The 21574-nt window shown below is 41.2% G+C and carries 19 protein-coding genes; 14 read left to right on the forward strand and 5 right to left on the reverse strand.

The window, feature by feature from the left end; translation table 11 throughout:
- Positions 1-401 precede the first annotated feature (401 nt).
- On the forward strand, positions 402-1928 hold the full coding sequence (locus tag FTV38_RS02060) for a fumarate hydratase (RefSeq protein ID WP_180021068.1): 1527 nt from the start codon (positions 402-404) through the stop codon (positions 1926-1928).
- 129 nt (positions 1929-2057) lie between these two features.
- Here the strand turns inward: FTV38_RS02060 and FTV38_RS02065 are convergent, their stop codons facing one another.
- The 4 genes from FTV38_RS02065 to tig all read right to left on the reverse strand — a co-directional run bounded on the left by FTV38_RS02065 (position 2058) and on the right by tig (position 6406).
- Positions 2058-2771 (reverse strand): DUF2846 domain-containing protein, encoded by a 714-nt coding sequence (locus tag FTV38_RS02065; protein WP_180007185.1) that lies wholly within the window; start codon positions 2769-2771, stop codon positions 2058-2060.
- Positions 2772-2934: 163 nt separating this feature from the next.
- Positions 2935-4245: an ATP-dependent protease ATP-binding subunit ClpX gene (clpX, locus tag FTV38_RS02070; RefSeq protein ID WP_180021069.1), complete on the reverse strand. Its 1311-nt coding sequence runs from the start codon at positions 4243-4245 to the stop codon at positions 2935-2937.
- 29 nt (positions 4246-4274) lie between these two features.
- A complete protein-coding gene (gene clpP / locus FTV38_RS02075; protein WP_078192707.1) occupies positions 4275-4880 on the reverse strand; it encodes an ATP-dependent Clp endopeptidase proteolytic subunit ClpP in 606 nt (201 codons plus the stop codon).
- Positions 4881-5074: 194 nt separating this feature from the next.
- A complete protein-coding gene (gene tig, locus FTV38_RS02080; RefSeq protein WP_078192708.1) occupies positions 5075-6406 on the reverse strand; it encodes a trigger factor in 1332 nt (443 codons plus the stop codon).
- Between the two features lie 272 nt (positions 6407-6678).
- Here tig and FTV38_RS02085 point away from each other — a divergent pair, with 272 nt between their 5' ends.
- The 10 genes from FTV38_RS02085 to FTV38_RS02130 all read left to right on the forward strand — a co-directional run bounded on the left by FTV38_RS02085 (position 6679) and on the right by FTV38_RS02130 (position 18941).
- Positions 6679-8889: a TonB-dependent receptor domain-containing protein gene (locus FTV38_RS02085; RefSeq protein WP_180021071.1), complete on the forward strand. Its 2211-nt coding sequence runs from the start codon at positions 6679-6681 to the stop codon at positions 8887-8889.
- A 300-nt stretch (positions 8890-9189) separates the two neighbouring features.
- Positions 9190-11514, forward strand: a complete 2325-nt coding sequence (locus FTV38_RS02090; RefSeq protein WP_180021073.1) for a TonB-dependent siderophore receptor — start codon at positions 9190-9192, stop codon at positions 11512-11514.
- 111 nt (positions 11515-11625) lie between these two features.
- A complete protein-coding gene (locus tag FTV38_RS02095; RefSeq protein ID WP_078192711.1) occupies positions 11626-12309 on the forward strand; it encodes a Fe2+-dependent dioxygenase in 684 nt (227 codons plus the stop codon).
- A 33-nt stretch (positions 12310-12342) separates the two neighbouring features.
- Positions 12343-13449, forward strand: coding sequence for an alpha-hydroxy acid oxidase (locus tag FTV38_RS02100; RefSeq protein ID WP_180021187.1), 1107 nt, complete (start codon positions 12343-12345; stop codon positions 13447-13449).
- A 263-nt stretch (positions 13450-13712) separates the two neighbouring features.
- Complete coding sequence (gene leuA / locus FTV38_RS02105; RefSeq protein WP_180021075.1) at positions 13713-15410, forward strand: 2-isopropylmalate synthase; 1698 nt, start codon at positions 13713-13715, stop codon at positions 15408-15410.
- 104 nt (positions 15411-15514) lie between these two features.
- Complete coding sequence (locus tag FTV38_RS02110) at positions 15515-16675, forward strand: homoserine O-acetyltransferase (RefSeq protein ID WP_168377871.1); 1161 nt, start codon at positions 15515-15517, stop codon at positions 16673-16675.
- The gene (gene metW / locus FTV38_RS02115) at positions 16675-17268 is read left to right on the forward strand and encodes a methionine biosynthesis protein MetW (protein WP_180021077.1); all 594 of its coding nucleotides are present in this window, start codon (positions 16675-16677) and stop codon (positions 17266-17268) included. The genes FTV38_RS02110 and metW overlap by 1 nt, the downstream gene beginning before the upstream one ends.
- Positions 17265-17855 (forward strand): tetratricopeptide repeat protein, encoded by a 591-nt coding sequence (locus tag FTV38_RS02120; RefSeq protein ID WP_078189669.1) that lies wholly within the window; start codon positions 17265-17267, stop codon positions 17853-17855. Before metW ends, FTV38_RS02120 begins: the two co-directional genes overlap by 4 nt.
- Before the next feature lie 103 nt (positions 17856-17958).
- Complete coding sequence (gene rdgB / locus FTV38_RS02125; protein ID WP_180021079.1) at positions 17959-18582, forward strand: RdgB/HAM1 family non-canonical purine NTP pyrophosphatase; 624 nt, start codon at positions 17959-17961, stop codon at positions 18580-18582.
- A gap of 65 nt (positions 18583-18647) precedes the next feature.
- Entirely contained in the window at positions 18648-18941 is a 294-nt protein-coding gene (locus FTV38_RS02130; RefSeq protein WP_180021081.1) for a hypothetical protein, read from the forward strand.
- Positions 18942-18977: 36 nt separating this feature from the next.
- On the opposite strand, the gene FTV38_RS02135 is transcribed toward FTV38_RS02130, so the two are convergent.
- Entirely contained in the window at positions 18978-19859 is an 882-nt protein-coding gene (locus FTV38_RS02135; RefSeq protein WP_180021189.1) for a permease, read from the reverse strand.
- Positions 19860-20000: 141 nt separating this feature from the next.
- Between FTV38_RS02135 and tatA the strand changes: the two genes are divergently transcribed.
- From tatA to tatC, 3 genes are read left to right on the forward strand one after another with little or no spacing between them, the layout of a single operon-like run.
- Positions 20001-20222 (forward strand): Sec-independent protein translocase subunit TatA, encoded by a 222-nt coding sequence (gene tatA, locus FTV38_RS02140; protein WP_168377874.1) that lies wholly within the window; start codon positions 20001-20003, stop codon positions 20220-20222.
- A gap of 12 nt (positions 20223-20234) precedes the next feature.
- Positions 20235-20711 (forward strand): Sec-independent protein translocase protein TatB, encoded by a 477-nt coding sequence (tatB, locus tag FTV38_RS02145; RefSeq protein WP_180021083.1) that lies wholly within the window; start codon positions 20235-20237, stop codon positions 20709-20711.
- Positions 20708-21478, forward strand: coding sequence for a twin-arginine translocase subunit TatC (gene tatC / locus FTV38_RS02150; protein ID WP_180021085.1), 771 nt, complete (start codon positions 20708-20710; stop codon positions 21476-21478). The genes tatB and tatC overlap by 4 nt, the downstream gene beginning before the upstream one ends.
- The last annotated feature ends 96 nt before the right edge of the window (positions 21479-21574 follow it).

A 21574-nucleotide genomic window follows, 5' to 3' on the forward strand; every position in this document is an offset into this window, starting at 1 on the left:
TTCTTGTTGACCGTAGAACCAAGTTGCTGCGATAAATAGAGAAAAACCAATAACTGACAACACTGGAGTAACCATATATTTCACACTCTAACTTTGATGACGTCATTATGTAAAAGTTTTATGACAGTTATATGACAAATATGAAATATTCAAAAACAAAAAATATCATTTATTTTCAATAGTTTGAAAATAAAAACATATCTCTCCCTCTAGTTTTGTGACAAATATTTCATGAAATATGACAGTTAAAACGTCATTTTCAGGCCATTTATGACTGCGAAACATGGCGCTGTTTAAGCCTATTAAACTTTCGGCCAAAGATTAAGCGAAATACCCACACAACTGTGTTTTTGTCTTATAATTTAGCCCGCTAGCTAACAGCCCGCTCAAGAGATATTTGTATGACAACTATTATCAAGCAAGATGACTTGATCACATCGGTAAAAGATGCGCTTCAGTTCATTTCTTACTATCACCCACAGGACTTCATCCAAGCGATGAGCCGTGCGTATGACCGTGAAGAAAACAAAGCCGCAAAAGACGCGATTGCACAAATTTTAATTAACTCTCGTATGTGTGCAGAAGGCCATCGTCCTATCTGTCAAGATACGGGTATTGTGAACGTATTTCTTGAAGTGGGCTTAGACGTTAAATTTGATTTAACCATGAGCCTAGACGATGCAATTAACGAAGGTGTACGTCAAGGTTATCTTGAAAACTCAAACATTCTTCGTGCATCAGTATTAGCTGATCCTGCTTTTGGTCGTAAAAATACCAAAGACAACACCCCTGCTGTAATTCACTACAAACTCGTTCCGGGTAATAAAGTTGATATTACTGTTGCTGCTAAAGGTGGTGGTTCAGAAAACAAATCTAAACTTGCAATGCTTAACCCTTCTGACTCTATCGTAGATTGGGTACTTAAAACTGTTCCAACAATGGGTGCAGGTTGGTGTCCTCCTGGTATGCTCGGTATCGGTATTGGTGGTACTGCTGAAAAAGCCATGATGCTTGCAAAAGAAGCATTGATGGAAGAAATCAACATGGACGAACTCCTTCGTCGTGGCCCACAAAACCAAATCGAAGAACTTCGTATCGAAATCTTCGAAAAAGTAAATGCTTTAGGTATTGGTGCTCAAGGTCTTGGCGGTTTAACGACTGTTCTTGATATCAAAATCAAAGACTACCCATGTCACGCTGCGGGTAAACCAGTAGGTATGATTCCGAACTGTGCTGCAACTCGTCATGCGCATTTCCAATTAGACGGTTCAGGTGTAGCGCATATTCAAGCGCCTAGCCTTGAAGACTACCCTGCGGTAACTTGGGATTCATCAACATCTAAACGTGTTGACTTAAATAACATCACTCAAGAAGAAATGAACTCTTGGCAACCTGGTGACACACTACTTCTTAACGGTACAATCTATACAGGTCGTGACGCTGCGCACAAACGTATGGTTGACATGTTAAACAAAGGTGAAGAACTTCCAGTTGACCTAAAAGGTAAATTTATTTACTACGTTGGCCCTGTTGATCCAGTCGGTGACGAAGTGGTTGGTCCAGCTGGCCCAACAACTGCAACACGTATGGATAAGTTCACACGTCAAGTGCTTGAAGCAACTGGCATGTTCGGTATGATTGGTAAAGCGGATCGTGGTCCTGCTGCTGTTGAAGCAATCAAAGACAACAAAGCAACTTACCTCATGGCTGTTGGTGGTGCTGCTTACTTAGTATCGAAAGCGATTCGTGAAGCTGAAGTTGTAGCATTTGCTGACTTAGGTATGGAAGCGATCTACAAATTTGTTGTAAAAGACATGCCGGTATCTGTAGCTGTTGACGTAAATGGTACTTCTGTTCACGCAACTGCACCAAAAATCTGGCAAGCAAAAATTGGTAAAATCCCAGTAGTTGATGCTGCTGCGAACTAATTTCGCCACATTCAAGATCAAAAAAAAGCACCCCATCGGGTGCTTTTTTATTGTCAATATTTAGACTGTCTGTCGAATGACATTCGCTATTTAATGCTTTCACACACTCAAAAACACGAGCTAATTACATTACCAAGTTAATGGATTCCACAGTTTAAAAGGCTTGGTCAACTGCACATCTTCCGCAGGATCATAATGAGGTGCTTTCAACTTCTGCGCACTTTTCCGCACTTTTCCAGTGTTTTGATCTTCTGCCACAAAGTTAAAACTGTTGGATTTCAACTCTGTAAATGCGATTTCATTTCGACCAATTTTTTCAGGCATGAGCAGCAATGGCCCTGAAACCGTTCTTTTACTGGATAAATTCTCTTCATCATATTTAATGAAGTAAGTTTGACCTGCTTCAACATCAAAGTCTAAATATTTAGGTTTTTGAAAATGATTCACCCCCAAAGGGCGACTCGATGATAAGCGGTAATTCCCCGCAGGTAACTCCACCCAGTAATAATGATTATTCAATAAACTTGGAATACGCTCACTGTTCAGAAATAAGCTGCTGGCCACAATTTCTTGACGATTCCATTTACTGTCTGGACGATATAAATACACAATCGCTGCTTGATCATGCTGAGCTTTCACTTCTTGAAAATGTCGGCCTTGTTTCTGATTGACCCAACCACCAATGGTAAACATACCCAATCGATATTGCTCAATATGACCCGGTGTACTTTCAGGATCCACAGGCTTTAATGTTGAAGCCAATGACGTTTGCTCAACGGCTGATTTTCCATGACAACCCAGCAGCGCTACACTGCTTAAAAGTAGAATTGCAACTCCACGCATGATTATCCCTCACTGCGTCTTTTTTTATTTTTACACTTTTGTTTTCAGTTTTTTACATTCAGGCATCCACGCCATCCTGCTGAGATTAACATTCTGCTTTTATTTTTGGAAATAAAAAACGTGTGCAAATCTTGGATTTACACACGTTTCAGACGAATAGCGCTTAAGCAGATTTAGAGTTCACAACTTTTAAATCTGACCTCGGTGCAGCTTCTTCAGTTTTCTTTGGTTGACGTTCTGATTTAAATTCAGGTTCCGCTTCACCATTAATCACCGCTTCATTGACGACAACCGTACCCACATCTGAACGACTTGGTAGGTCGTACATCGTTTCAAGCAATGAATTTTCTAAAATCGAACGTAGACCACGCGCACCCGTATTACGGTCAAGGGCTTTTTTAGCCACGGCACGTAATGCTGAGTCTTCAAATACGAGGTCAACATTTTCCATTTCAAATAAATATTGGTACTGACGTGTCAATGCATTTTTTGGTTCTGTCAGAATCTGCATCAATGCTTCTTCGTCGAGTTCTTCCAAGGTAGCAATGACTGGCAAACGACCAATAAATTCAGGAATCAGACCGAATTTAACCAAATCTGTCGCTTCAACTTGGCGGAATAAGTCAGATAATTTTTTAGTTTCATCTTTCTTACGCACTTCAGCTGTAAAGCCAATACCTCCTTTTTCCTGACGCTGCTGTACGATTTTCTCTAAACCAGAGAATGCACCACCACAGATAAACAGGATATTTGAAGTATCAATTTGAATAAATTCTTGCTGCGGATGCTTACGACCACCTTGAGGCGGAATCGACGCAACCGTACCTTCAATCATTTTCAATAACGCTTGCTGAACACCCTCACCCGATACATCACGAGTGATTGATGGATTTTCAGACTTACGGGTAATTTTGTCGATTTCATCGATATAGATAATGCCTTTTTGCGCTTTTTCTACATCGTAATCGGCTTTTTGAAGGAGTTTTTGAACAATGTTCTCAACATCTTCACCAACATAACCGGCTTCAGTTAAAGTCGTTGCATCTGCCATCGCAAATGGCACATCTAAAAGACGCGCAAGTGTCTGAGCAAGCAGCGTTTTACCTGAACCTGTTGGTCCAACCAACATAATGTTACTTTTCGAAATCTCTACACCGTCTTCTGGTTTTTTACCACTAGTGCCAACTTTTAGGCGTTTATAATGGTTGTATACCGCAACAGAGAGGGTCTTTTTCGCAACATCTTGCCCAATCACATATTGGTCAAGCGCAGCACGGATTTCATGCGGTTTTGGTAAAGGACGAGTTGCCCAGTCATTTGATTCAACTTGCTGACTGGTCTGAACTAGGTCAAGACATACGTCCACACACTCATTACAGATGTACGCGTCCTCACCTGCAATCAGTTTCCCGACTTCAGACTGCGTTTTACCGCAAAATGAACAATGCTTTTGTCCTTGAGGATGTTCGGACATATTCACTCCAATAATTAATTCTTTAAAACTTATGGGCGTTTAGATAAAACTTCGTCCACAAGACCGTATTCTTTCGCAGCTTGCGCTGTCATAAAGTTGTCACGGTCAGTATCTCGAGCAACAGTTTCGTAGTCTTGACCACTATGCTCTGCCATTAAACGATTTAAACGTTCTTTGATGAATAGAATTTCACGTGCATGAATTTCAATGTCAGATGCCTGACCACGGAAACCACCGAGTGGTTGGTGAATCATGACACGGGCATTTTCAAGACAGTAACGTTTGCCTTTAGCACCGGCGTTAAGCAGGAATGCACCCATCGATGCTGCTTGCCCCATGCAGTAAGTCACAACATCAGGTTTAATAAATTGCATGGTATCGTAAATCGCCATACCCGCAGTAACCGAACCGCCTGGTGAGTTGATATATAAATGAATATCTTTATCTGGGTTTTCTGCTTCTAAGAACAACATTTGGGCAACAATCAAATTTGCCATGTTGTCTTCAACTTCACCGGTTAAAAAAATCACACGTTCACGCAAAAGGCGTGAATAAATATCAAAAGAACGCTCGCCACGAGATGACTGTTCTACCACCATTGGCACTAGTGCGTTTTCAATTGTTGGAACATACATACGTTATTTATTCCTAAATTTTTCTGACTCAACCCATAATTCACAATATGAGGGATATTTGTCGAAATTGCAAAAGATTCCCAATTAAATAACAGATATTTTTTTCATAAGCATTGTGAAATCAGGACAACTTATTTGGGGGCAAATTTCGATAAAAAAAGGCGCTTAATGCGCCTTTTTTTGAAAGCTAAAAATTAGCCTTGTTGACGAGCTTGTTGCTCTTTCAATAAGTCTTCATAGCTCACAGTTGTATCAGTTACTTTAGCAGAAGCTAAGATGTGATCTACAACTTGGTCTTCTAGAATAACAGCTTCGATTTGAGCACGTTGCTGTTTATCGTTGTTGAAGTATTCAATTACTTCTTTAGGATCTTCGTAAGAAGAAGCCATGTCTTCGATGTAAGCATCAACACGTGCAGCATCAACTTCAATTTTAGCATCAGCCAATACTTTGCTGACTAATACGCCAAGTTTAACTGATTTTTCAGCTTGCTCTTTGAATAGGTCATCTGGAAGCATGCTTGAATCAAACGCTTTAGCGCCTTGAGCACCAAACTGTTGAGTGAATTGTTGGATCATTTGTTGACGTTGACGGTCAATTTCTTGAGCAACCATTGCTTCTGGAAGTTCTACTTCGTTTGCAGCTACAAGCGCATCAAAAGTTGCACCTTTCACTTGGTTACGAAGACCGTTTTTCACTTCACGTTCCATGTTTTTACGCACGTCAGCTTTCAGCTTTTCAACGCCTTCTTCTTCAGTTAGACCGAAGATTTTTAAGAATTCAGCATCAACTTCTGGAAGCTTTTGTTTTTCAACAAGCTTAACAGTGATTTTGAATTGAGCAGCTTTACCAGCAAGGTTTTCAGCTTGGTAGTCTTCAGGGAAAGTTACATCGATAACTTTCTCTTCGCCTTTCTTCATACCAACGATGCCGTCTTCGAAGCCAGGGATCATACGACCAGAACCTAGTACTAATTTAAAGTCTTCAGCAGCGCCGCCTTCAAACTTCTCGCCATCAACAGTACCTTCAAAGTCGAAAGTTACTTGCATGTCTTTTTTAGCCATGCCTTTAGTTTCAACCCATGAAGCGCGTTGTTTTTGAAGATTTTCAATCATCTTCTCAACGTCTTTGTCGTCAACTGAAGTTGTTTTACGTTCAACTTCTAGACCTTCGAACTTAACTTCAACTTCTGGATAAACTTCTACAGTTGCTTCATAAACTAAAGCATCATCTTTCATTTCAGTTTTTTCAATGTTTGGCATACCAACAGCATTGATTTTTTCTTGTTGGATCGCTTCGAATACTGTGTCACGAATGATGTCGTTTACAACTTCTTGATAGATACCAGCACCGTATTCACGACGAACAACGTTTACAGGTACTTTACCTGGACGGAAGCCGTTGATCTTCACAGTTTTGGCAGTGCGTTTCAAGCGAGCTTCAAACTGCTCGTTAATACGGCTCGTCGGTACAGATACATTTAAACGACGGGCAACGCCCGAAACCGCTTCAGAAGTTACTTGCATGGCTTCCTCGATAATTTGTTAGTTAAAACAGTTTTAAAAAAAAGTGCCACATTATATGACAACAATTAAAGATATACAAAAATGGATTATAACACTATAAATTCAGGCATGGATGCCCTTCTTATTTTTAGAATTTTTCAGCTTTTTTCGAAGAAATATTGATTATTTTTTAATTCACCATTGAAAATGAGAAACTTTCTCACTATTATTCTTGATGATATTTTTTTAATTTATTTTCATATATTTATCTTGTCCATATTTGGTATTCTTTTATGAGTAAATTTAATCTCAACCCTCTTTCCGCTGCTTTATTTGGGGCAATTGTAACTACTACGAGTTTCGCACATGCTGAAACGACTGAATCTCAAGCTCAACAGATGGAAACCATTGTTGTTTCTGCAGCGGGCTTTGAACAAAAGATCAAGAATGCTCCTGCTTCAATTACCGTGATTACGGCTGAAGACTTAAAAAATAAACGAATTACATCCGTTGCAGATGCATTAAGTGATGTAGAAGGTGTCGATATTAGCCCTACAGCAGGGAAAACCGGCGGATTAAATATTCGTATTCGTGGTATGGACGCCGAATATACCTTGGTTTTAATTGATGGCCGCCGACAAAATAGTACAGGTGACATTGCCCCTAATGGATTTGGTGAGTCGAATAATAGTTTTATCCCCCCTGTTTCGGCTATCCAACGCATCGAAGTCATCCGCGGACCAGCTTCTACTTTATATGGTTCTGATGCAATTGGTGGTGTAGTCAATATCATTACCAAAAAAGTTTCACCTGAATGGACTGGTTCGGTCACGTTAGAAGGGACAGTACTGCCAAATCACTCAGACTTTGGTAACCAACGCGCTGTCGATGCATTTTTAACAGGGCCAATCATTCAAGATTTATTGGGCTTACAAATCCGTGCACGTAAAGCGGAACGTGATCAATCAGATTTAATACGTAGTGATGACGATGATACTGGTGCTGAACTTAGTGGCGGAAATAGCCCAACTAAATCAGATCTAGAAACTATCGGTGCTCGCTTAACCCTGACACCGCACAGCGACCATGATATTTCAGTTGAATATGAAAAAACTGAACAATGGTATGACAATAGCAAAGGTCAATTAGGGACGCTTGGCGCAAACGGTGGTTATGGTGATGCTCAAGAATATAACCGTGAGAAAATGATCCTCGCACATACTTGGAATAATGCTATTGGCAAACTTGAGTCAAGTATTATCAATACTCAAACAGAAACGGTTGGACGTTTAATTCCTGCACGTGCACAAGGAATGTCAACAGCCATCACTCCTCGTGTGTTAGAAAGTGAAGATACGATTTTTGATACTAAATTTACCACTCAACATTTTGAAGACCACCGTATTACTCTAGGCGGTCAATGGTGGGAAGCCAGTATCAGTGATGGTTTGCGTGTAAAAAAAGAAGTTTCTTTTGAGCAATTGGGTCTATTCGCCGAAGATACTTGGTCGCTGAACGACAATCTTGCATTAACACTTGGTCTTCGTTATGACGACCACGATACGTTTGGTGACTTTTGGACACCACGTGCATATTTGGTATGGAATGCAAATGAAAACTGGACCTTCAAAGGCGGATATAGTGAAGGTTATAAAGCCCCACGTTTAGAACGTTTAACTGATGGTGTGGTCAATGTCAGTGGTCAGGGTCGTACACCAACTTTTGGCAACCCAAATCTAAAACCTGAAACCAGCAAGAACTTTGAGTTTGGTACATACTTTTCTACCAATAATAATTTTGACTTCAACGTAACAGCTTTCTTTAGCCAAATTGAAGATAAAATTATGACGGGCAATAAAGAAATTAGCTGTAATACTGATAACACAACAACTTCGGGTATTAATTGGTCTAAAGCGGACTGTGAAGCATTCATGGCATCGGTGGGAACGCCGTGGGTGATGGATTATAACCGTGGCAAACCAGATTCATGGAATGTGACTCGTCCTGTGAATGCCGAAGAAGCTGAAGTTTATGGTATTGAAGCTGGTTTAAACTGGGCATTTGCCGACAATTGGAAATTTGGTCTGAACTACACTTGGACTGAAACTGAAATTAAAGATAGTAGTTTAGGTAATCCTGTACTTAATGACACACCAGAACATATGGTCAATGCTTCACTTAAATGGCAAGCTGCTGACTTTGTGAATTTATGGGCGCGTGGTGAGTATCGAAGTGAACGTGCACGTTTCACCTCAACCTATGACAATCTAACTGTAGCGAATCAACAGGTTTATGACGCCCTAGGTGACTACAAGGAATACGCATTATTACACGTCGGTTCAAACTTTAATGTAACGCCAAACTGGGATATAGGTGTTGCTCTGTACAATATATTTGATAAAAACTTTAACGATTACGAGAAAGTCGCAGATAGCTATTACAACCGTTATAGCAATACTCAGGAAGGCCGCCGTGTACAATTAAGTACAACCTTTAAATTCTAAATAACCGCATAATAAAAAACCTGCTTCGGCAGGTTTTTTTGCATAAATAATTTACGATTACTTCTTATTTAATTCACAATCATGTCTATATTTATAATCTCAATTAAACATAAAAAAACAATACATTTTATCAATATTTAAATAAAACATAGTCTTAATTAATACTTGTTATATCATTACATTAAATAGGACTATCACAATATGATTATTTATCGTGATTTACAATTACACAAAGATGTAAGAAAAAATAAGAATCATTATTATTCGCATACAAATTCACTATTCCAAAACGGGTTCGAAATGGCCTTCATTAAAACACGTAAGAAAATTGTTTCTTCAGCAATTGCTTCTTCACTTTCTGTTATTGCTGTTAATGCAATCGCACAAGAGCAAGTTACTCAACTTCCAACGATTAACCAAGAAGTTGCTGCTGAAAAAGCACCAAGCTTAAAAGTTGATAAATCTGCGAATGCTAAATTTGTTGCTCCCCTTCTTGATACACCAAAATCAGTATCAGTGATTTCTAAGCAACTGATTGAAGACACGCAAGTCACAACTTTAAGTGATGCTTTACGTACAGTACCTGGAATTACCCTCGGTGCTGGTGAAGGTGGCAATCCAAATGGCGACCGTCCATTTATTCGTGGTTATAACTCTGAAAGCTCAATGTATGTTGACGGTGTACGTAACTCAACTTCTCAAAACCGTGAGATGTTTGCTGTAGAGCAAGTAGAAGTTACCAAAGGTTCAGCTTCTGCTATGGGTGGTGCAGGTACTTCTGGCGGCAGTATCAACATGATTTCGAAAGTTGCGAAAAAAGGTGACTTTTTAGAAGGTTCAGTTGCTGGTGGAACAGATGCTTATGCACGTGTGACGCTTGATGGCAACAAAGATTTTGGCAATGGGATTGCTGCACGTGTTGCCGTTATGGGCCACATGAATGAGAAAGCTGGTCAAGCTGATGGTGCTGAATACAAACGTGCTGGTATTGCCCCTAGTATTACTTTCGGCTTAGACACACCTACTCGTGCAACTGTTGGCTATTACTATCTAAAATCGGATGATACACCTGATTCTGGTGTGCCATATAACAATCCATTTGGCGCACCTAAAACTGGTGAAATGGACTACCGCCCATTAAACGGTAACGGTAAACCGATTGATGTCAAACAAGGCATTTACTACGGTTGGAAAGATCGTGATTTCCAAAAACAAGAAAATCATATTGGTACAATTAAGTTAGAACATGACTTAACTGACAACTTGACATTGACTAATACTGCTGTTTATAGCAAATCAAAAAATGACTATCTATGGACAAACCCAGACGACTCAAAAGGTAACTTTTTTGATAAAGCAACAGGCCAAGTAACAGGCAATGTATGGGCACGTGCAAACTCACGAGTTGCGGATACAGATGGCTTTACTGATCAACTGGCTTTAACTGGTAAATTTGACACAGGCTTTTTAAAACATCGTTTTAATTTGGGCGCAGAATATTCAGATCAAGAAACAGATCGTACCCAGTATATTATTGACGGCAAAAACTCGACAGGCTCTGCACATCAATCTTGTCCGGCAGATTCGATCGCAAATGGTTGGTGTACATCAGTGCAAAACCCTGACCGTGGTAATTGGACAGGCTCTTTAAGTACTGCTGGCGCAGATCTTTATAATATCGAAACTAAAAATACTTCAGTATATTTCCTTGATAGCATTGAATTACACCCACAATGGATCTTAGATTTGGGTGTACGTTGGGATGATTACTCAACAGAGCAAACGATGACTTATGGTGCGCTCAACAGCAATGTGACCTCAAATCCTGCTAAAGCTCAAGCTGGCGATAAAGTATCAATCAAAAATGAAAAAGACTTTATTAACTGGCAAGCAGGTTTAACATTTAAACCAACTGAAAATAGCAGTATCTATGCAAGCTATGCGACATCCTCAAATCCAGTCGGTGTTGATGGTGGTGATGGCTCAGAAGGTATTACTGCAGCAATCGAAAACCTTAAACCCGAAGAGGTTAAAACTTACGAGTTAGGAACGAAATGGGATGTATTAAACGACCGTTTAAACTTAACTGCTGCAATTTTCCGTACAGAAAAAACCAATACACGTGCAACAACAACAGAGGGTACTACAAGCAACATTGGTGAAACACGTGTTGATGGTATCGAACTTGGTGTTACTGGTAATGTAACTGATAAGTGGGCTGTAATGGCAGGTTATACCTACTTAGACAGCGAATTAGTTGACGGTGGTTTCACGAAAGTCGGTGACGACTATGTTGTAAATCCAAGCAATGGTAACCAAGTTCAAAACGTTGCGAAAAACTCAGCAACACTTTGGACAACTTACCAAGTCCTTCCACAGTTCACAATTGGTGGTGGCGCTACCTACATGGATAAAGTATTTGGTAATGCTACCAATACAAAATGGGTTCCAAGCTACGTACGCTACGATGCTATGGCGCGTTATACCGTTAACAAAAATGTGGATTTACAGTTGAATGTAAATAACCTTTCTGACAAACGTTATTTCACTAAAGCCTACGCATCTCACTATGCCACTGAAGCAGAAGGTCGCAGCGCAGTTCTATCTGTTAACTTCAAATACTAAGAAAAAATAAATACCATAAATAATTTATGGTATTGACTCAAATAGCCTCGCTTCGAGGCTATTTTTGTATATGATCAAAACATTAATATTACAGTTCCAAAGGGTTAGGCCGTGATTCACCATATCCCAAATGTATTGAGTAAAGAACAGGTCAACTACTTCCGCACAGAAATGCAAAAAGTAGAATGGATTAATGGTCAAAAAACTACGGGCTCACTGTCTAAAAATGTAAAAAACAACCAACAGCTAGATATAGACCATCCATTAACACAGCATTTAGGTGACATTATTCTGCATGAATTGTCACAACACGCGCTTTTTACATCTGCGGCTCTCCCCCTCAATATTTTGCCGCCCTATTTTAACCGCTATGAAAATGGTGAAACGTTTGGTTTCCATGTCGACAATGCCATTCGCTGGATGCCTGACAGCAATCAAAAAATTCGTACCGATTTGTCCTGCACGATTTTTCTAAGTGAACCCGAAGAATATGAGGGTGGTGAACTTGTGGTAGAAGACACCTATGGCTACCACGAAGTGAAATTGCCTGCCGGAGATTTGATTTTGTATCCATCTACCAGTGTGCATGAAGTTACTCCTGTGACTGCAGGCTGTCGTATTGCATCATTTTTTTGGTTGCAAAGTATGATCCGTGAAGATGCTGAGCGTCACATGTTATTTAATCTCGATCAAAGCATTCAAAATTTGCGTATGCAATTGGGTGATGCACATAGTGAAGTCGTCAAGTTGACTAGTCTGTATCACAACCTTATCCGCAAATGGGCCGAAATTTAAAGCTTAAGGTCAATAGACATGGACAAACTGACAATGACTGATCACAACATTTTAGCGCCACTCACTCAGATTCCAGCTCATTTGCAAACCATTGCAGATTATGAAGTCGAGGCTGAAAAACACCTTTCCAACATGGTGTGGCAGTACTTGCAAGGCGGCTCGATGGATGAACACAGTGTCCGTGGCAATTTGTCTCAGTTTGAACAGATACAACTGCTACCACGTATGCTGAAAGATCTAACCCAAGGTCATACCCAAATCGAAATCTTAGGGCAACGTTTCCCACATCCTATTTTTGTAGCCCCGATAGGTCATCAACAACAATTTCATCCTGATGCTGAAGCTGCAACAGCCCTCGCTGCCGAAGTCCTTGGCAGCAATATGATCCTCAGTACGTTTACCAATACAGATATGCGTAAGTTAAAGCAGAACAATCCGTACAAATGGTTCCAATTGTATTGGCAAGGTGAGCGCGAAAAGTCATTATCACTGGTCAAGATGGCAGAAGAACATGCCTATAAAGCGATTGTGGTGACTGTTGATTCCCCGCATACAGGGATTCGTGACCGTGAACGTCGAGTGTTTTTTCATTTGCCTGAAGGCATGCAGCATCCGCATACCCCTGCACATATCCCATTGCCTGAGCTCAACGATGGCGACCATCCCGTTTTTAAAGGTCTGATGAAAATCGCACCGACATGGGCAGATATCCTTTGGCTCAGTCAAAACACCTCATTACCAATTATTTTAAAGGGCATTGTCAGTCCACATGATGCTGAACTTGCCCTGCAACACGGTGTACAAGGCATTATTGTGTCGAATCATGGAGGGCGCGTACTGGACGGTTGCATTTACCCTCTCACCGCCTTAGAACTGATTAAAAAAGTTGTGCCTACGGATTTTCCAGTTTTATATGATGGTGGTATTCGTCGTGGTTCAGATGTGTTTAAAGCGATAGCCTTGGGTGCATCTGCCGTATTAGTTGGACGTCCTTGCATTTATGGTTTAGCGACTGCGGGGGCTTTAGGCGTTGCCCATGTACTCAAAATACTGAAAGAAGAATTTGAGATTACGATGGCATTGATGGGAACAGCCACCGTCGATGAGATCAATAAAGATTATATTTTTCAAAAAAGCTAATTTTATAGAAAAATATTTTCCAGTAATGGCATCTTGACGCAAAAATAGGAAATTATTTCCGGAATATATGGACTAATATTTAGTTATACATTTACGAGCTTACGGTAAAGCTAAGTCATGTGAATCTTTACAGATTTATTTCGACTTTCGACTAAAGACTCCGAAATTAAACTTGTAAATTGTTAGAATAGACACAATCTATATAAGTAGTACCTTGCCGTTTATCCACGACATTTATCCACGGTGCTATAAGGAGTTTTCACATGATGTTGGCAGATCCAAGCAAAAAATACCGTCGCATGTACCAACGTGTAGACTTACCAGACCGTCAATGGCCAAATAACGAAATCAATAAAGCGCCGATCTGGATGAGTACCGACCTTCGTGACGGTAACCAAGCGATCTTCGAGCCAATGAACATTGAACAAAAGTTCAAAATGTTCCAAATGCTTGTGAAAATTGGTTTCAAACACATTGAAATCGGCTTCCCTTCTGCATCACAAATCGACTTTGATTTCACCCGTTTGTTGATCGAAGGCGGCCATATTCCCGATGATGTGTACATCGAAGTTTTGGTTCAAGCACGTGATCATTTGATTCAACGTACATTTGAATCATTACAAGGTGCAAAACGTGCCATCGTGCATATCTACAACTCAAACTCGCCAACATTCCGCAATAAAGTGTTGAATGTTGATGTTGCTGGTGCAAAACAATTAGCGATTAATGCCGCAACGAAAGTCAAAGAATACGCTGCAAAACAGCCTGAAACTGAATTTGTATTCCAATACAGTCCAGAGTGTTTTACTGCAACAGAATTAGAAGTTGCTAAAGATGTCTGTGATGCGGTCACTGAAATTTGGGAAGCATCTCCAGAGAACAAAGTGATTTTAAACTTGCCTGCAACGGTTGAAGTTTCAGGTCCGAACGTCTATGCCGACCAAGTGGAATGGATGCATCGTAATATTGAGCGCCGTGACGGTGTGATTATTTCTGTACACTGTCATAACGACCGTGGCTGTGGTATTGCCGCTTCTGAGTTGGCGATTATGGCTGGTGCTGACCGTGTCGAAGGTTGTGTGTTTGGTAACGGTGAACGTACAGGTAACGTGGACGTTGCAGCGATTGCATTGAACATGTATACCCAAGGTGTTGCGCCAAACTTAGATTTCTCAAACATTAACGAAATTATTTCAATCATTGAAGAATGCACAGGCTTGCCGGTACACCCTCGTCATCCGTATGCTGGTGATTTGGTCTTCACCGCGTTCTCTGGCTCACACCAAGATGCCATTAAAAAAGGTTTCGAGTTCCAAAAGAACGAAGAAATGTGGGATATGCCTTATTTGCCAATCGACCCGAAAGATTTGGGCCGCGACTATGATGCCGTGATTCGTGTCAACTCACAGTCTGGTAAAGGCGGTATTGCGTACTTGTTAGAATCAAATTACAACGTGGTTTTGCCTCGTCGTATTCAAATTGAGTTCTCGCAAATCGTACAGCAAAAAACAGATGAAGACGGTACTGAGATTTCTGCGCAAGCGATCTGGTCATTGTTTAAAGACACTTATGTGGCTGCCAAAGATACGCATTATGCGGCGAAAAACTACCGCTTACATGATGAAAATGGCAAACAAGTCATTGAGCTTGATGTCGAAGTGAACGGTGAGATCCAGCAATTGCGCGGTGAAGGCAACGGCCCAATCTCTGCTATCTTAAATGCCTTGCAGTTGCCGATTGATGTCTTGAACTATGAAGAACGCAGCATCAGTTCAGGCGCGCATGCCAAAGCCTTGGCGTTGATTGAGCTTCAAGTGAAAGGCACAGGCAAGTCTGCATTCGGCGCAGGTGTACATGACAACATCGTGACTGCATCCATTGAAGCGATTATTGCCAGCACTAACCGTTTAATTGAACAAGGTGTTTTGAGTACTGAACAAGTGATTGCTGCTGCAGTCTAATTCAATGCTATAAATATCAAATAGCAATAAAATGACTTTAGAAGGATACCCTCAAGTGGTATCCTTTTATTATTCATACTAAAGATTTAAGGCGAATTATTCCTGTGTCTTTTCCAGCTGACTCAGTGGGCTTAGTTACCCCACAAAAGTTTATTTTTGAAGAGCCGTTAGAGCTCGAATGCGATCGCATACTCCCACGTTTTGAGCTCATGGTTGAAACTTATGGCGAACTGAATGCAGACAAATCCAATGCAATTTTGATTTGTCATGCACTGTCAGGCCATCACCATGCTGCAGGTTATCATCATGAAGATGACCGTAAGCCGGGTTGGTGGGACGCATGTATTGGACCAGGCAAAGCCATTGATACGTCAAAATTCTTTGTCGTAGCACTAAATAATATCGGCGGCTGTAGCGGTTCTACTGGACCGACCTCTCCAAATCCTGAAAATGACAATCGCCCTTATGGTCCTGATTTCCCATTAGTGACTGTCCGTGACTGGGTCAAAACCCAAGCCATGTTGTCTGATCGTTTAGAAATTCAGCAGTGGTATGCGGTGATTGGCGGCTCTTTAGGGGGCATGCAAGCTCTACAATGGTCTGTGGACTATCCAGATCGTTTACAAAAGTGCGTGATTATTGCCAGTACACCAAAACTGTCTGCGCAAAACATTGCCTTTAACGAAGTGGCGCGTCAGTCGATTTTGTCTGACCCTGATTTCCATGATGGTCGCTATTTAGAAAATGATAGTTATCCTAAGCGAGGTTTGATCTTGGCCCGTATGGTGGGTCATATCACTTACCTCTCTGAAGAAGCCATGAAACAAAAATTTGGCCGTGACTTAAAGTCAGGTAAATTTATGTATGGCTTTGACGTCGAATTCCAAGTCGAAAGTTATTTGCGTTATCAAGGTGAGCAATTTAGCCGTAACTTTGATGCCAATACCTATTTGATCATGACCAAGGCTTTAGATTATTTCGATCCATCACGTGAATATGAGCAATCATTAAAAACCGCGATGTCTAAAACCAAGTGTCAATTTTTAGTTGTTTCATTTACAACGGACTGGCGTTTTACCCCTGCTCGTTCGCAAGAAATTGTAGATGCATTAATTAGCAATCATAAGCCTGTGAGCTATGTGGATATTGATGCTGAACAAGGCCATGACTCTTTCTTGTTCCCGATTCCTTTATATGTGAAAAGCTTACGTGCATTCCTAGGCGGTGTAAAACACCTGCAAGAAACACCGAAGGAGACCAACTAATGCGTATTGATCATCAACTGGCTGAACGTTGGATTAAACCAGATTCAAGTGTACTCGATTTAGGGTGTGGTGACGGTGAACTGCTTGCACATATGAGCAAAAAGCACAATATTCGTGCATATGGCTTAGAAATTGATCAAGAAAAGATTGCAATTGCAGTCAGTCGCGGGTTAAATATCATCCAACAGGACTTGAACTTAGGTTTAAGTCGCTTTGCCGACCAGTCTTTTGACTATGTGGTTATGGCACAAGCCTTGCAAGCTGTAGATGCACCAGACGTTCTCTTAAGAGACATGGTGCGTGTGGGGAAACAGGCTATTATTACCTTTCCAAACTTTGCACATTGGAAGGCTCGTTCTTTCCTTGCATTAAAAGGAATGATGCCCGTTTCAGACGCGTTACCCTATATGTGGTATAACACGCCCAATATTCATTTATGTACTTTCCGTGATTTTGAAGCGCTGTGTGCTGAAAATAACATCCGGATTATTAACCGACTTGCCGTGAATGGGGATCAACAAGACAGTTTACTCAGTAAACGTCTCCCAAATCTATTTGGTGAAGTCGCAATTTATCGAGTGAGCGCTCTATGAAAAAATTATTATTAAGCACGACGCTACTGATTGGACTTTTTAGCATACAAGCCCATGCGGATTATGTTGCTCCATCATCTTCAGTTTCTAGCCAAGCTGCTCAATATTCAATTATGGATATTCACAGCTTAAGTAAAGCTGCTAAAGCAGGTCAGCCCGGTGCTCAGTTTTACTTAGGCACTAAATATCAACAAGGTAAAGACGTTGCCAAAGATGAACGTCAAGCTTTTGCATGGTATAAGGCTGCTGCTGATCAAGGTTTATCTGCAGCACAGCTTAATGTAGGTCGTATGCTTGCAGATGGCATTGGGACTAAAAAAGATGAAGCGCTTGCTCGTCAATATTTCGAAAAAGCAGCCAGCCGTGGTGATAACCGCGCAAGCTTTAACTTAGCCATGATGGAAGAGCAAAAGAAAAACTACATGGGTGCATACCAATGGTATGAGCTTTCTACCCGTGATGGCATGCTCGACAACAAAGTGATTAGCTTGTCTGAAGGTAAGAAAACGGCATTGGCAGCCAACTTAAGCCAAGACCAAATTCGTCAAGCACGTGACCGTGCAGACAAATGGATTCAAGCGCAATAAGTTTTTGAATCTTAAAAAGCACCTTCGGGTGCTTTTTTATTGCCTGTCAACCACAGCATCTTGTTAAAATAGCCTCAAATCTTGTTTTATGATGAATATTCACATGGCTTCAACTGATTGGTTATCTCAAGGCACTTTGGTGCTTGCAAGTAATAACAAAGGCAAAATTGCAGAATTTGAAAAAATGTTTGCGGAACTGAATTTGCCTGTTGAAGTGATTCCTCAAGGTCAATTGAACATAGAAGATGCCATCGAAGATGGTCTAAGCTTTGTTGAAAATGCCATTATCAAAGCGCGTCATGCGTCGAAAATTTCAGGCAAGCCAGCCATTGCAGATGATTCAGGCATTTGCGTTCCTATACTTGGTGGCGCACCAGGGATTTACTCAGCGCGCTATGCAGGTGAACATGGCAATGATGCCGCTAACAATGCCAAGTTGCTTGCTGACCTCAAACCGCTCCGCAAAGAGGGTGAAGCAATCGAAGGTATGTTTGTATGTGTCTTGGCTTTGGTCCAACATGCAGAAGACCCACTCCCACAAATTTTCCAAGGGGTTTGGCGCGGTGAAGTGATGGAAGCAGCACGTGGTGAAAATGGCTTTGGCTATGACCCACTGTTTTGGCTGCCAGAACTGAATGTTTCTAGCGCTGAATTATCAAAAGAAGAAAAAAATAAAATCAGCCATCGTGGTCAGGCGATGAAATTATTTAAAGCAAGTTTGAAATAATTTGCATTGGAGTTAATCTTAATGCCAAAGATTAACTCCAATCCCTGAATAAAAATAGAATAATTATGGAACTTCAACCGATACAGATCATATGCAACGCTTGCCATTACACTTCAACTGAAATCCCGACACGCTCTTTTCTTGGTTTTCAAAAACTAAGCTGCCCTCATTGCCAGGCGCAACTGACCTACCCGCTCACCTCAGGCTTTCGTACCACTTACGCTATTTTTGCAGTGTTGATCGTACTGTCGATCATGCTTAATCTGTCGCAAGGTCAAATTGGATTTCCAGGCCTGATAGGTATCGCGATGATATATGCCCTCGTGCGTGATTGGCAGATTCGCAAACAGCTCAAGTAGTCGCCCTTTACGGGCATTTATAATTCACTTTTCATTTTAAAGCGAAAAAAGATGCAAAATTAACCCATATATACTAACGACGATGCAGCTCATAATCGTGCCTGAAGCAATATAACGCGCCGAAGTGCCTGTTCCTTGATAATGCGTTTCTAAAGCCACAATATTCGCTGCAGGGGGTAAGCAGAACAGCATAAACATCACCCCAATATATTTCTCGATCTGGGGAATCGGAAGAAAGGCATAACTCAAACTACAGATCACCGCGCCAACGGTGAGTTTCATCGCATAAATACGACTACTGTTCATCAGATCACGCCATTGTACCTTGGTTTGACGCAGCCACATGCCTAAGACACACATCCCCGTGAAACTCATTCCAATTTTTGCAGCTTGATAGAGCCAATCTAAGATCTGATGTTCTTCTAAATGCTGCAGTCCAACTATTCGACAGACGCCTGCAATCATCAAGGCAAATACAGGGGGAGACATCGCCACTTTTTGCATCACGCTCGACCATGGTAATTGGGCTGAACTGACGGCTGTCACGGCCCACATATTGCCAAAGATAGAGCCACCGACATACAGAGCCACCATCGCTGCACTAATTTCAGGGCCAAACAGTGCTAAGGCAAAAGGAAAACCCAGCCAAGCCAAGTTCAAATAACTGACACACAAGGCACGTAAACTATCTTTTAACAGCCAGCGAAATAAATAAAACATCAGCACGGCAACACTAAAGCTAAAGAGCATGAGCGCTAAACTGCCTGCTTGATAGAACACCATGTTGTAGATGATTACGGCTGGAATAAAACAGCGTGCAAGTAAGCTAGAGAAAATCGATTTGAGCGATGCGGTTCCTGATAATGATGCCAATCCGAGGCCACTTAAAAAACCCAATATCGGAAGAAGAAACGCCACTACACCACCCTCACTGCTCAATCCATGCATAGTAACACTGAACATAAGCTTCGCGGCTGTCTTTAAACTGCAACATCTTGGTCACTTCACTGTCATCTACAACTGCTGAAATGTTGTGCAGACCAACAAGAGGATAACAAGATGGCTGGACTATCGATTTGGCATGTACTGATTTTTGCAATTGTGGTGATTTTACTCTTTGGTACATCAAAACTAAAAAACTTGGGCAAAGATGTCGGCGGCGCTGTCAAAGATTTCAAAAAATCGATGCGTGATGAAGACGCAGCAAAGACACAGCTTAATGAGCCTCGCACGCTAGAGCATGAAGCTCAAAATAAAACCAATTCCTCAGTTCAAAGCTAAGGAGTTGTCATAATGCTTAATATTGGTATTAGCGAATTACTGGTGTTCAGCATTATTGCGCTGATCGTACTCGGCCCAGAAAAACTGCCTGAAGGTATCCGCTTTGCAGGTAAATGGTACGGGAAAGTTAAACGACTGATCAGTAACGTGCAAACAGATATTGACCGTGAACTTCGCATGTCCGAACTTCGTGAAGAAATGCAAAAAGAAATGCAACGTATTCAACAGCTCGAAGCGCGTATGCAGGCTCAGATGAATGAATTGCAACAAACGCAACACCCCATAGAACAGACTGCGCTAAAACAACAAGAAGCCGTCCTACCTGACAATAAAAATTTATCCCCACGTTATCAGTACATCGAACGTGGTCAGAGCACGATCTTTGCCGTGGCTACACCCCAAATGAAAAAAAAGCACGAGATTAAAACAGACCAAGCTCCCACATTAAGTTCGACCGATGCATTAGCAGAATATCAGGTGGCCGTATGACAGATCTTTCATTGAATAATTCACAGAACACTGTGCCTGATTTGGAAGAAATGCCGATCACCAAACATTTGGTGATTTTGCGTCGGCATTTGATCAAAATTACAGGACTCATTTTGATTCTGTTCTTTTGTTTATTGCCCTTTGCCAATCAAAGCTATCAATTGATGTCAGAGCCTCTGCGTGCGCAGTTGCCGATGACCTCATCCATGATCGCAACGGATGTGACCGCCACGTTTATGGCGCCGTTTAAGCTGAATTTTTTTGTCGCGCTAATGCTCGCGATGCCCTTCGTGATTTATCAACTTTGGGCCTTCATCAAACCTGCACTGTATGAAAAAGAGCGGTATTTAGCGATGCCCTTATTATTCGGCAGCATCGTCCTCTTCTATGTCGGTATTGCCTTTGCCTATTGGGTTGCCCTGCCGTCCATCCTACATTTTTTTATGAGTGTTTCGCCTGAAACGGTCGCCCCGATGACGGACATCAATAGTTATTTAAGTTTTTGCTTAAAGCTTTTTTTGGTGTTTGGATTGACCTTTGAAATTCCGATCATCACATTAATTTTGATTTTGATCGGGGTGGTGTCTACTCAAACCTTGGTGGAGAAGCGTCGTTTTATTATCGTTGGCTGTTTTTTTGTCGCCATGTTTGCCACGCCACCCGATGCACTTTCGATGATCATGTTGGCCATACCCATGTGGATGCTGTTTGAACTAGGTTTATTTTTTGGCAAGCTGATTGAAAAACGACGTACATCTGCAACTTAAATAGACATATGTTTCGACAATTTTGGTGAGTTTTACACCTAAGAGGCTGAGATAGCCTCTTTTTTTATGCGCCCATTTAATGTTTTGCAATTTTCA

It is taken from the genome of Acinetobacter sp. YH16044, from assembly GCF_013417145.1.
Taxonomy (GTDB): domain Bacteria; phylum Pseudomonadota; class Gammaproteobacteria; order Pseudomonadales; family Moraxellaceae; genus Acinetobacter; species Acinetobacter amyesii.

Coding starts and splice junctions, on each gene's coding strand:
- tatA (WP_168377874.1), top strand. CDS start 20,001: ATGGCTGGACTATCGATTTGGCATGTACTGATTTTTGCAATTGTGGTG.
- rdgB (WP_180021079.1), top strand. CDS start 17,959: ATGGCTTCAACTGATTGGTTATCTCAAGGCACTTTGGTGCTTGCAAGT.
- tig (WP_078192708.1), bottom strand. CDS start 6,406: ATGCAAGTAACTTCTGAAGCGGTTTCGGGCGTTGCCCGTCGTTTAAAT.
- clpX (WP_180021069.1), bottom strand. CDS start 4,245: ATGTCCGAACATCCTCAAGGACAAAAGCATTGTTCATTTTGCGGTAAA.
- clpP (WP_078192707.1), bottom strand. CDS start 4,880: ATGTATGTTCCAACAATTGAAAACGCACTAGTGCCAATGGTGGTAGAA.
- FTV38_RS02060 (WP_180021068.1), top strand. CDS start 402: ATGACAACTATTATCAAGCAAGATGACTTGATCACATCGGTAAAAGAT.
- leuA (WP_180021075.1), top strand. CDS start 13,713: ATGATGTTGGCAGATCCAAGCAAAAAATACCGTCGCATGTACCAACGT.
- FTV38_RS02100 (WP_180021187.1), top strand. CDS start 12,343: ATGACTGATCACAACATTTTAGCGCCACTCACTCAGATTCCAGCTCAT.
- FTV38_RS02130 (WP_180021081.1), top strand. CDS start 18,648: ATGGAACTTCAACCGATACAGATCATATGCAACGCTTGCCATTACACT.
- tatC (WP_180021085.1), top strand. CDS start 20,708: ATGACAGATCTTTCATTGAATAATTCACAGAACACTGTGCCTGATTTG.
- tatB (WP_180021083.1), top strand. CDS start 20,235: ATGCTTAATATTGGTATTAGCGAATTACTGGTGTTCAGCATTATTGCG.
- FTV38_RS02120 (WP_078189669.1), top strand. CDS start 17,265: ATGAAAAAATTATTATTAAGCACGACGCTACTGATTGGACTTTTTAGC.
- FTV38_RS02065 (WP_180007185.1), bottom strand. CDS start 2,771: ATGCGTGGAGTTGCAATTCTACTTTTAAGCAGTGTAGCGCTGCTGGGT.
- FTV38_RS02085 (WP_180021071.1), top strand. CDS start 6,679: ATGAGTAAATTTAATCTCAACCCTCTTTCCGCTGCTTTATTTGGGGCA.
- FTV38_RS02090 (WP_180021073.1), top strand. CDS start 9,190: ATGGCCTTCATTAAAACACGTAAGAAAATTGTTTCTTCAGCAATTGCT.
- metW (WP_180021077.1), top strand. CDS start 16,675: ATGCGTATTGATCATCAACTGGCTGAACGTTGGATTAAACCAGATTCA.